We start from the raw sequence: 11701 nt of genomic DNA on the forward strand, positions 1-11701 counted from the left end.
CATACCCACTTCCTCCGCTGCTGGTGCAATGTCCTCATCGGGTGATGCAGGTGGTCTTGGTGGTACCAGCCGTACGAACGGAAGCAGTGGGAGGCCCGCCACGGCCGACCGGTCGGTGACTGTGCCGTCGTCGCAGCCCCGGCAGACCGAGCCCGCATCGGCCCGGTCACGCGCGGGGGATGCCGGATCGCCTCCGGCCGGGGCGGCGGTGCGCAGAACCGGGCCGGTGGCCGGCGAGCCGGTGATCGTCGAGACGGTGACCTTCGTCGATCGGCATGTCGGGCCGAACGCGGGTGAGCGCCGGAAGATGCTTGACGGGCTCGGTTATACCAACCTCGATGCGCTCGTCGCAGCCGCGGTGCCGGAAGTGATCCGCGACGATGCTCTTGACCTGCCATCCGCGGTGAGCGAGCCGGAGGTGCTGGCCGAGCTCCGGCGGCTGGGCAGCCGTAACCGCCCGGTGCCTTCGATGATCGGTCTTGGCTACCACCCGGCGGTGATGCCCGGTGTGATCCAGCGCAACGTCCTGGAGAACCCGGCCTGGTACACCGCATACACCCCGTACCAGCCGGAGATCTCCCAGGGACGTCTCGAGGCGCTGCTCAACTTCCAGACCATGATTGCGGATCTGACCGGTCTGGCGACGGCCGGGGCTTCGCTGCTGGACGAGTCGACCGCCGCGGCCGAGGCCATGCAGCTTGCCCGGCGGGCCGCCAAGAAGCCCCAGACAAGGTTTGTCGTGGACGCCGGGACGCTGCCGCAGACGATCGCGGTGGTCCGCACGCGCGCCGAGGCCCTGGGGGTCGACGTGGTGGTCGTGAACCTGTCGACCGGCCTTCCGGAGCACCTGGCCGAATCGGCGTTCGGCGTCCTGCTGGCATACCCGGGTGCCGACGGCGCACTGCGGGACCCGCGCAACATGATCGAGCGGGCCCACGGTCATGGGATCGTCGTGACGGTGGCGGTCGATCCGTTGGCGCTCACGTTGCTGACCTCGCCGGGTGAGCTTGGGGCGGATATCGCGGTCGGCAGCACGCAGCGGTTCGGGCTGGGCCTGAGTTTCGGCGGTCCGCATGCGGGTTTCATCGCGGTGCGGGCAGGCCTTGAGCGGTCGCTGCCGGGCCGGCTGGTCGGCGTGTCGGTGGACGCCGACGGCGAGCGTGCCTACCGGCTGGCCTTGCAGACCCGTGAGCAGCACATCCGCAGGGAGAAGGCCACCAGCAACATCTGCACGGCGCAGGTGCTGCCGGCCGTGCTGGCCTCGATGTATGCCGTCTACCACGGTCCGCAGGGTCTGGCGGGGATCGCCGAGCGGGTGCACGACCATGCGGTACGTCTCGCCGAGGGGCTTCGCGCCGGCGGTGTGCGGGTCGTCCACGACCGCTTCTTCGACACGGTGCTTGCGCATGTGCCGTCCCAGGCGGCCCGGGTGGTCGCCGCGGCGCTCGCGGGCGGGCTGAACCTTCGCCTGGTCGACGCCGACCACGTCGGCGTCTCCTGCAACGAGACGACACTGGACGCCGACCTGCACGCGGTGTGGGCGGCCTTCGGGGTCCCGCCGCTGCCGCTGCCGGTGGTTGCGCTGCCGGCAGGTCCGGCGAGGAACGGGACGAGGAACGCGACGCCGCCGGGCTCCGGCTCCGGTATCGGTGGCTCCGGCCGGGCCATGGCGGCCACCCAAGCCACTGGTACCGGCGTCGGTACCAGTGGCGGCAGGGCGATCCCCGCGGAGCTGGCCCGGACGAGTCGTTATCTGGATCATCCGGTGTTCCACCTGCACCGGTCCGAGACGGCGATGCTGCGTTACCTGCGCCGCCTCGCGGACAAGGACCTGGCCCTCGATCGCGGCATGATTCCGCTGGGCTCCTGCACGATGAAGCTGAACGCCACGACCGAGATGGCCGCGGTGACCTGGCCGGACTTTGCCGACATCCACCCGTTCGCACCGCTGGATCAGGCCGCCGGTTACCTGGAGCTGATCCGCGATCTCGAAAGATGGCTGGCGGCGATCACCGGATACGCGGCGGTGTCGCTGCAGCCGAACGCGGGCAGTCAGGGGGAGCTGGCCGGGCTCCTGGCCATCCGTGCCTACCATCACGATCATGCCTCGGAGGGCAGGCCGGTCCGGGACGTCTGCCTGATCCCGTCGTCGGCGCACGGGACGAACGCGGCGAGCGCGGTCATGGCCGGTATGCGGGTCGTGGTGGTCGCCTGCGACAGCGACGGCAACGTGGATCTGGAGGATCTGGCGGCGAAGGCGTCCGCGTACTCCGACCGGCTTGCCGCGCTCATGGTGACCTACCCGTCGACGCATGGTGTCTACGAGGAGGGCATCGGGCGGGCGTGCGATCTGGTGCACTCCTGCGGCGGCCTGGTCTACGTGGACGGCGCGAACCTGAACGCCCTGGTGGGGCTGGCCAAACCGGGAGCATTCGGGGCGGATGTGAGTCACCTGAACCTGCACAAGACGTTCTGTATCCCGCATGGCGGTGGCGGGCCGGGCGTCGGCCCGGTCGCGGTGGTCGAACGGCTCGCGCCCTACCTGCCCAACCATCCGCTACAGCCCGAGGCGGGGCCGTCCACCGGCGTCGGACCGATATCCGGGGCGCCGTGGGGGTCGGCGGGCATCCTGATGATCCCCTGGGCGTACATCCGGCTGATGGGTGCGCGGGGACTGCGCCGGGCCACCTCGGTGGCGGTCCTCAACGCCAACTACATCGCCTGGCGGCTGTCATCCTACTACCCGGTTCTCTACACCGGACGTGATGGCCTGGTCGCGCACGAGTGCATCCTCGATCTGCGTCCGTTGACGAAGCTGACCGGGGTGACCGTGGACGACGTGGCCAAGCGGCTTATCGACTACGGTTTTCATGCACCGACGATGTCGTTCCCCGTACCCGGGACGTTGATGGTCGAGCCGACCGAGAGCGAGGACCTCACCGAGATCGACCGGTTCTGCCGGGCGATGATCTCGATCCGGCGGGAAGCCGACCTGGTCGGCGCGGGCACCTGGCCGGTGCATGACAACCCCCTGCGTAACGCCCCGCACACGGCGTCCATGCTGGTGGCGGACGAGTGGGCGCACCCGTACGCCCGCACGGTGGCGGCTTATCCGGTCGCCTCCCTGCGGGAGTCGAAGTACTGGTCACCGGTACGCCGGATCGACGGCGCCTACGGTGACCGCAACCCGGTCTGCACCTGCCCGCCCGTGGGGATGTACGCGGACCACGATGTCGTCCCTGCCGGCGACGCAACGGCCGACCCCGACATCCTGGCGGTATCGGCTGACGCGCGCGGCTAACTGACGTGCGCGGTTAATGAGGGATCAGCACGAGGCCTCAGGAGGTCAGGACCGTCGCGAACATGGCGACCATGCCGACGCTCATGATCAGACGGCACCCGTGGATGCGGACGGATGCGCCACGCGCGCTGACCATGATTGGGCCGGCCATCCGGGTGGCCGGCCCACCGGCGGGGAACGACCCTGCCACCAGGCGCAGTACCAGGGTGGCCGTCGTGAGGACGGTCACCGCCACGAAAAGCAGGAAGAAGCCGATGGTGAGGTCGTCCGCCGACCACCATTGCAGCGCGTTCATGTACGCCATCGCCAGGCCCTCGATCGCGAGCAACGCGCAGCAGCAGGCTCCGGCCGAACCGGCGTCGTGGTGTTCGGGCGTGGCCGGGTGCCGTGGGCGCCCCGGATCACCTCCCCAGATCGCGTTAGCGGTCAGGAACACCGACGAAAGGGCCAGATAACCCCAGGCCAACGTGGACCCGGCAATGACCCGGGCGGTGTGGGCCTGCCAGTCCGGCGGGCTGAACATGTACGCCATGCCGGCTGCCACGAGAAGGTGGCCGGTCTCGGTCAGTACGGCAATCCGGCTTCCGTCGGTTCGTGCTGTCCGCGCCGACATCCAGGCGTGGAATCCCACGAGGGCGGTGAACACCAGCGACGCGACGAGTCGAAGAGAGCCGGCGGCCGTGTTGACTGATCCCGCGACCCCCGGTAAATGGTGCATGCGGCGCCGCCTGGTCATGCCGAGGTTCACGTTCACGCGGGAAAACCCCCGCGCGGGGGCTGTTGGACGCGTCCTGGTCAGCTACCGGTATCTGATACCGGTATCTGATACCGGTGCTAGATACCGGGTGCCACAGTCAGGGCAGAATCGAGGATACGTTCCAACTCTCCGGATTGTGCCTGATCAATTATCGCATGCAGCTGATCGACGCTCATCTGCACCTGCTGGCCGAAGTCGTCCACGAGTACGATCCGGCGTTCGGCCGGGGCGTCGTGGTCGACGAACAGCTGCGGACATCCACAACTGCACTTTCCGCAGAAGGTCACCAGGTGTTGCCGGGCCGTCCCGCCGGCATCCGGCACTGTGCCTGCTGGAGTTTCGTCACTCACTGTCCTCACCCACCTGCATGGTCAATCCGTCGGCATGGTCAACCTGTCCAACAGTTCACTCACAGCGTAAGGATCCTCACGGCGTCCCGTGCGTGTTTCGCTGAAATCACGGCGGCGATTCGTGCTGGTCGGCCGCAACCTTGCTGTCGGCCGAGGACGCGGTGCATCGCTCACCCTGACAGGATCTCCGATCAGTCGAGGATCTGGTTGCGGCCACGCCCGAGCGCGTCGTGGGAGGTCAGGTTCGTGAAGCCGGCTGCCTGCGCGGTGTCCTGGGCATACTGCAGACCGTTGCCGGACCAGTTCGGCAACGTGCCGGTCGCGGCCGTACGGCCGGGTGAAGCCGTCCCGGGGGTGTCGCGCGGGTTGGTGCCGAGACGAAGCCGTCGCTTGAGGCGTAGCCGGCACCGCAGGCACCGCCGGCCAGGACGAGGAGCGCTGCGAGGAGTACCGGGAGCGACGCGCGGTGCGTCTCGGCTGTGTGTCCCGGTCGTGCGTGTCGGGGCGGTGCCTGCCAGGAGCGCGTGCCGCGGCGTGGCAGTCTTTACCTGAGCCTGTCACCACCACCGCTGTCTCGACACGTTGTCAGGATGACGTATGTGCTCGCTCCTGTCCGCAAGACGGAGCTCTCCGGCAGATGGACCCGGTCGGCCGCACACCGGCAGAGATGCCGCGTGTGCCCTCATCCTCGTGGGAGGCAATCACCATCGTCGCCTTCCGTGACGCTGCGGTACGTTAGGTACTACTACGCACACATATAGTATCCATAGTCACGATTTTTCCTGACAGGCCTTGGTAAACGTACGTTAGGGTACTACCCTAACTCGTTGTTACGTCCATGTTGAAGGCTGCTGGCGGAATACGCGAGCCGGGATGTGCCACCTGGCCGGAATCCACGGTTCGGAGGCAAGGGGGCGCGGAAGAGGTCTTAAGTCAATGCAGGTCATGACCTGCTGTCCGTGCCGGCCGGACGGATAGCGCGACGGGGGAAGGCGGGCCCGGCTGCGGTGGGGGCGGTGTGGCTTCCTTGGGGCCTCCGGCAGCGTGCCGAACCGATGATCGCGTCGTCTCCGGCCTATTGGGTAAAGGGGGGAGTTCTCATGGAAAGCTCACGAGAGAGGGGCGTCCGTGCGTACGCTCGACCCCACCACCTTCGACCTCGACGCCATCGAGGCCGGTAAACTCAGCAAAGGCATTACCCTGAGCCTGCTCATCCCCGCACGTGGCCCGGAAGCGGCCCGGACGCTGGGTAACATTGTTGCCCTGAATCGTCAGCACTGGATGCGGGAACGTCGGGTTCTGGACGAAATCGGTGTCGTCGTCGATCCGTCGTCCGATGGTGACGAACACGACTTGGTGCGTATAGCGACGGAAGCGGGGGCAAGCTGGGTCGTCCGGGGGCGGTCGGTCATCGAACGTCACGCGAAACGTGAATCGCCCTCCTACGGCGGCAAAGCCGGTGCAATGCGCAGTCTCGCCTATCTGGCGTTCGGTGATCGGCTTGTATTTCATGACGCCGATCTGGAGTACTACGACCCGCATACCGTGGGCCTACTTGCGGCGGCTGCGACGACCGGCGACGTGCCACTCTTCGTTAATGGCAGCTCTCAGCGGGTGACTGGTGACGGCCGGCCCGGGGGGCGTACCACCGAGATGCTGCGCTCCCTGCTCTCCAAGCAGTTGGCCCATTACGTCCCCGCCGTCACGGCCACCCAGCAGCCGCTCATCGGCGAGTTCGTGATCGACGCGGATCTCTTCAGCTCGCTGGCCTTTTCGCGCGGGTACGGGGTGGAGACCTCCCTGAAGGTGCTCGCACTGGACTTCCTGGGCGGTTTGGAATGCGTTCAGGTCGCGTTGCCGGTTAAATACCAGGTTGGGCAGGACTACCGCGACCTTGTCAAGCAGTTCCACGAGATAAGCTTTACCGTCGACGTGCTGGAGGCCTACTTCGCCCGCCGCCGGATCGACTCGCAGGTGGCGGTCTGGGAGATCGCCGAGAATTACGACCTGCTTTACCCCGGGCGTACGTACGCGCTGCACCGTCCGACCGGTTACGACGACACGGCGTTCGTTCCCCGGCTCGGCTTCTACCAGCCGCTGGCGAACTCACGGGCCTACCAGGCGCGCATTCCCGAGATCAAAGCTGCACGCCACGCGGCGCTGAAGACGCTCGAACGCCGGATGCGGGCGTCCGCGTGAGGGTCGACCGGCCCCGGACGGCCGTCCGGGGCCGGTCGACTCCTGGCCGTCACCCCGCGTGGCTCCTGGCTGCTACCGGGTTGCGGGCCGGTGCTCCGGCCTTCAGGCCGGGGGTGAAGGCCCGCGCGGGAGGGCCCCCAGGCCCGAGCGTGCTCTAAACCGGACGGGTCTGCTCGGCGATGTACCGGCGGAGCACGTCCAGCGGCGCGCCGCCAACAGACCCGGCGAAGTAGGAACCCGACCACAGCCGGTTCGCCCGCCAGTAGTGGCGGGCCAGGTCGGGGAACTCCTGGCGCATCCGCCGGGACGAGACGCCCTTGAGGCTGTTGACCAGTCGGGACAGGGCGACCTTGGGCGGGAAGTTGATCAGAAGGTGGACGTGGTCGCGTTCGCCGTTGAACTCCATCATCTCGGCCTCGAAGTCGGCGCAGACCGCCCGCATGATCTCTTCCAGGCGGGTCAGGTGCCGGTCGTCGAACACACGGTGCCGGTACTTGGTGACGAAAACCAAGTGGGCGTGCAGCGCGAAAACACAGTGTCTGCCAGTACGGATGCCCGGATCGGTAGCCATAAGCCAATGGTAGGCTGTGATCGTGCAGCTTCGGTACGGCTTCCGCCTGTACCCGAGTGCTGGTCAGCGGACAGCGTTGGCGCGGGCGTTCGGGTGCGCTCGGGTCGTCTACAACGACGCGCTTTGGATGCGGGAGACCGCGCGGGCGCAGGGGCTGCCGTTCCCGAAGACCGGGGACCTGTCCAAGCTGTTGATCACCGAGGCGAAGAAGACCCCGGAACGGGCGTGGCTTGCCGACGTGTCGGCGGTGGTGGTGCAGCAGTCGCTGCGCGACCTCGACACGGCCTACCGAAACTTCTTCGATGGGCTGAAGGGAAAGCGGCCCCGGATGGGCGCGCCCCGATACAAGTCGAAGCGGGACACCCGGCAGGCTGTCAGGTTCACCGCGAACGCCCGCTGGTCGCTCACCCCGGGCGGGAAGCTTCGATTACCGAAGATCGGGGACGTCGAGGTGCGCTGGTCCCGCAGGCTGCCCTCGGCACCATCCACGGTGACAGTGGTCCGGGACAGCGCGGGGCGGTACTTCGCGAGCTTCATCGTCGAGACCGGCGAGGAGAGCCCGTTTCCGGAGACGCCCGCCGAGATCGGCATCGACCTTGGGCTGACGCATTTCGCGGTGCTGTCGGACGGCACGAAGATCGGTTCTCCTCGGTTTCTTCGCCGGGCCGAGAAGCGGCTCAAGAAGGCGCAGCGGGATCTGTCTCGCAAGAAGAAGGGCTCAGCGAACCGGGCGAAAGCGCGGGTCAAGGTCGCACGCGCGCATGCGCGGGTGGCCGACGCGCGGCGCGAGTTTCACCACCAGCTCTCCACACGGCTGATCCGCGAGAACCAAGCGGTCGCCGTGGAAGACCTGGCGGTCAAAGGACTCGCCCGCACCCGGCTGGCGAAGTCGGTCCACGACGCCGGCTGGTCGGCGTTCGTCGCCATGTTGGAGTACAAGGCGGTCCGGTACGGCCGGACGTTCGTCCGGATCGGCCGGTTCGAACCCACCTCGCAGGTGTGTTCGGCCTGCGGGGTGAAGGACGGGCCGAAACCGCTCGCGGTTCGGGAGTGGACGTGCGCGGTCTGCGGGACGGTGCACGATCGGGATGTGAACGCGGCGGTCAACGTCGCGCTGGCCGCCGGACTGGCGGTGTCTGTCCGTGGAGCGCAGGTAAGACCGGCACCCGTGCCGGCGCCGCGCGGCGAAGCGGGAACCCACCCGAAGCCCACGCCCACAGCGGCGTAGCAGGCGGGAATCTCCGCTCTTCAGAGCGGAGAGGATGTCAATCTCGCTGATCGCGGTCCTGCTTACCCGGTCGTGAAGTCGACCGGGCCCTGGTAGCCGCACCGGAGCAGGACGTCGAGCATCTGCTGGTCGAACAGTGTGCTCGCGTCACTGATCGCGGATGGGAGATGGCCGAACAGCTCCAGGGACAGGAACCCGTGCAGCTGCGTCCAGACGATCAGGCAGGCGGCGAGCCCTGCCGGCGGGATCGTGTTGTGGGTATCGGCTCGCCATGCCTCAAGCTGGGCGCGCAGTGCGGGCGTGAGTTCGCGAACGAACCGGGACAGATCGATCAGCCCGGCGTCGATCGCGTCGGCCATGCACCGGAACAGCACTGTGACCGAGCGTTCCGTGCCGTCACAACCGTCACACGGCTGATCCCCCGGCGGGGTGTAGTCGAGCCCCAGTGTCCCGAAGATGAGTATGTACTCGGTCACGTGTTCGTGTGACCACCGGCGGTAGGTGCGGGTGACGTCAAGCCACCGCCTGGCATGATCGTCTGTGGGCGCGAGCTCGAAGGCGTCCTCCAACGCGTCGGCCAGTGAGTCGAGCCCGTCGGCTATCAGCGCGGCGATCAGTTCGTCGCGGCTGGTGAAGTAGCGATAGAGGGCGGACGGGGTGAGCCCCATCGCCCGAGCGACTGCCCGCAACGAGACCCCGGCCGCGCCGTGCTCATCAAGCTGGCCACGGGCGATCTGTTTGATCTCGTCGATGGTGGCGAGGCGGAGGCGCTCGCGTCTGGAGGCCGGCTGGGTCACGTGGGCCATGCTGATTCGTCAGGTGAACACTGTCAACTTTTTCGATGTGGTGTCTTGACTGCGTCTAGTGTATGCGAACACTGTTCTCTAGAACGATGACAACTCTCCGGAGGTTCGGGTGTTCGCAAGCCTCGCGCGCCTGGTCACACGCCGTCCCAGGCTCGTCCTACTGGTAACCCTGCTGCTTGTGGGTGCGGCAGCCGTGGTCGGCGTCGGCGCGTTCGGCAAGCTGCAGACCGGGGGATTCGATGATCCCCGGTCGGACTCCACCCGTGCCGACCATGCGGTGGAGGAACGTTTCGGCGGCCAGCCAAACCTGGTCCTCCTCGTCACGGCCCGCGCCGGGGCAGTGGACGCCCCCGACGTCACGGCCGCCGGGAAGGAGGTCGCCCGCACGCTCGCGGCCGAGCCGGGTGTGGGCAGGGTGGTCTCGTACTGGGACGTCGGAGGCCCGCCCCTTCGCTCCGAGAGCGGTAAACACGCCCTCGTGCTCGCCTCCGTGGACGACGACGACGTGGCCGCGAAACTCGTCAGCCGGTACGAGCGGGCCGCCGATGCGCCCGGACCGGTGACGGTGACTCCCGGGGGTTTCGCCACCATCGGCGAGAACATCAACGACCAGGTCACCTCCGACCTCGCCGTAGCCGAGTCGCTGGCCATCCCGATCACGATGGTGCTGCTCGTGGTGGCCTTCGGCGGTGTGGTCGCCGCATTACTGCCGCTTGTCGTCGGTGTGGTCGGTATCTTCGGCGGGCTTGCGATCCTGTCCGTCCTCGGCAGCCTCACGGACGTCTCGATCTTCGCGGTCAATCTCACCACGGCCCTGGGCCTGGGCTTGGGTATCGACTACTCCCTGCTGATGGTGAGCCGGTTCCGTGAGGAGCTCGCCGCGGGGCGGGAGCGCGCCGACGCGGTCGCGGCCACCTTGCGGACCGCCGGTCGGACGATCGTTTTCAGCGGCGCAACCGTCGTGGCGGCACTTGCTGTGATGCTGGTCTTCCCGCCGTTCTTCCTGAAGTCGATGGCCTACGCCGGTATCGCCGTGACGATCTTCGCGGTCCTCACCGCTGCCGTGGCCCTGCCCGCCGTGCTCATGCTTCTCGGTCCGCGGGTCAACGCGCTCAGGGCTAGCGGGATAATCGGGCTGATCCGCCGCCGGCGGGCCGTCGGCGGGGCGACCGGCCCCCAGGAGACGTCCGAATCACCCGCCTGGCGTGCTGTCGCATCCGGTGTCATGCGCCGGCCGGTGCTCGTCGGTGTACCCGCCATCGCCCTGCTGCTGGCGCTGGGCATCCCCTTCCTGCACGTCTCCTTCGGCACCCCGGACGACCGGGTGCTGCACGACAGCGCCTCCAGCCGGCGGGTCGGCGACGCCATCCGGGCGGACTTCTCCGCGGACACCGCTGCCGCCACGACCGTCGTCGTGGAGGGGCTGACCGGTGCTTCCGGCGGAGGCAGCGGGGGTGTGGCCGCAGGCGCTGGGGGTGCGGCCGGCTCGGTCGGGCCCGCACTGGACGCATACGCGCGCGACCTGTCCTCGCTGGCGAACGTGGCCCGGGTGAACAGCGCTGCCGGCACCTATGCCGCGGGTCGCCAGACGGCGCCCGCCGCAGCCGCGGACGCCCGGTTCTCCGCCGCCACCTCGACCTATCTCGAGGTGATCCCCTCGGTCGACCCGGCATCGCAGGCCGGGCAGGATCTCGCCAGGGCCGTCCGTGAGCGGCCCGTTCCGGCCGGGACGTCCGTGGTCGTCGGCGGCCCGTCCGCGGTGCTGGTCGACGGCAAGGAGACCATCTCCCAGCGGTTACCACTGGCCGCCGGGCTGATCGCACTGACCACGTTCGTGCTGCTCTTCCTGTTCACGGGCAGTGTCGTCATGCCGCTGAAAGCTCTGGTGCTCAACGTGCTGTCCCTGACCGCCGTGCTCGGTGCCGCAGTCTGGATCTTCCAGGACGGTCACCTGTCCGGGGCGCTGGGCTTCCTGCCGGGGCCGTTGGACACCTCCATGCCGGTGCTGCTGTTCTGCATCGCGTTCGGCCTGTCCATGGACTACGAGGTGTTCCTGCTTTCCCGGATCAAGGAGGAGCATGACCGTGGCGTCCCGAACGCCGAGGCTGTTGCCACCGGCCTCGCCCGCACCGGGCGGATCGTGACCACCGCCGCGGCACTGCTTGCGGTGACCTTCGTGGCCTTCGGGACGTCGTCGGTCACGTTCATACAGATGTTCGGCATCGGTACGGCCCTGGCGATCGTCCTGGACGCCACGCTGATCCGCGGGGTGCTGGTGCCGGCGTTCATGCGGTTGGCCGGTAACGCCAACTGGTGGGCGCCGCGGCCGTTGCGGGCCCTGCACGCCCGGATCGGCCTGGTGGACGGATGACCCGGCCGGAAAGCTACGTATAGTGCACTTGCCGAGAATATGGGAACCAGCCGGACATGCACTGGTAAAACAATCCGAAAAATAAATCGGTATACTCATCATGGTGTTTTCTGTTACC

The 11701-nt window shown here is 67.8% G+C and carries 8 protein-coding genes; 4 read left to right on the forward strand and 4 right to left on the reverse strand.

Going from position 1 to position 11701, the window contains the following annotated elements:
* Nucleotides 1–28 precede the first annotated feature (28 nt).
* Nucleotides 29–3301 (forward strand): aminomethyl-transferring glycine dehydrogenase subunit GcvPB, encoded by a 3273-nt coding sequence (gene gcvPB / locus CV1CTNOD_RS03420; protein ID WP_242606328.1) that lies wholly within the window; start codon nucleotides 29–31, stop codon nucleotides 3299–3301.
* A gap of 37 nt (nucleotides 3302–3338) precedes the next feature.
* On the opposite strand, the gene CV1CTNOD_RS03425 is transcribed toward gcvPB, so the two are convergent.
* Nucleotides 3339–4055 carry a DUF5134 domain-containing protein gene (locus CV1CTNOD_RS03425; protein WP_131784704.1) on the reverse strand — a complete coding sequence of 239 codons (717 nt, stop codon included), beginning with the start codon at nucleotides 4053–4055 and terminating at the stop codon, nucleotides 3339–3341.
* Nucleotides 4056–4135: 80 nt separating this feature from the next.
* Nucleotides 4136–4408: a hypothetical protein gene (locus CV1CTNOD_RS03430; protein ID WP_242606329.1), complete on the reverse strand. Its 273-nt coding sequence runs from the start codon at nucleotides 4406–4408 to the stop codon at nucleotides 4136–4138.
* 1128 nt (nucleotides 4409–5536) lie between these two features.
* Between CV1CTNOD_RS03430 and CV1CTNOD_RS03435 the strand changes: the two genes are divergently transcribed.
* Nucleotides 5537–6607 (forward strand): hypothetical protein, encoded by a 1071-nt coding sequence (locus tag CV1CTNOD_RS03435; protein WP_131784705.1) that lies wholly within the window; start codon nucleotides 5537–5539, stop codon nucleotides 6605–6607.
* 154 nt (nucleotides 6608–6761) lie between these two features.
* Here CV1CTNOD_RS03435 and tnpA read toward each other — a convergent pair whose 3' ends face one another.
* Entirely contained in the window at nucleotides 6762–7178 is a 417-nt protein-coding gene (gene tnpA / locus CV1CTNOD_RS03440) for an IS200/IS605 family transposase (RefSeq protein WP_131767768.1), read from the reverse strand.
* 22 nt (nucleotides 7179–7200) lie between these two features.
* Between tnpA and CV1CTNOD_RS03445 the strand changes: the two genes are divergently transcribed.
* Nucleotides 7201–8406, forward strand: coding sequence for an RNA-guided endonuclease InsQ/TnpB family protein (locus CV1CTNOD_RS03445; RefSeq protein WP_131784725.1), 1206 nt, complete (start codon nucleotides 7201–7203; stop codon nucleotides 8404–8406).
* A gap of 62 nt (nucleotides 8407–8468) precedes the next feature.
* On the opposite strand, the gene CV1CTNOD_RS03450 is transcribed toward CV1CTNOD_RS03445, so the two are convergent.
* Nucleotides 8469–9212 carry a TetR/AcrR family transcriptional regulator gene (locus CV1CTNOD_RS03450; protein WP_131784706.1) on the reverse strand — a complete coding sequence of 248 codons (744 nt, stop codon included), beginning with the start codon at nucleotides 9210–9212 and terminating at the stop codon, nucleotides 8469–8471.
* A gap of 109 nt (nucleotides 9213–9321) precedes the next feature.
* Between CV1CTNOD_RS03450 and CV1CTNOD_RS03455 the strand changes: the two genes are divergently transcribed.
* Nucleotides 9322–11583 carry an MMPL family transporter gene (locus CV1CTNOD_RS03455; protein WP_131784707.1) on the forward strand — a complete coding sequence of 754 codons (2262 nt, stop codon included), beginning with the start codon at nucleotides 9322–9324 and terminating at the stop codon, nucleotides 11581–11583.
* Nucleotides 11584–11701 lie beyond the last annotated feature (118 nt).

Origin of the sequence: Protofrankia symbiont of Coriaria ruscifolia (genome assembly GCF_900634745.1) — a bacterium.
GTDB classification, from domain to species: domain Bacteria; phylum Actinomycetota; class Actinomycetes; order Frankiales; family Frankiaceae; genus Protofrankia; species Protofrankia californiensis.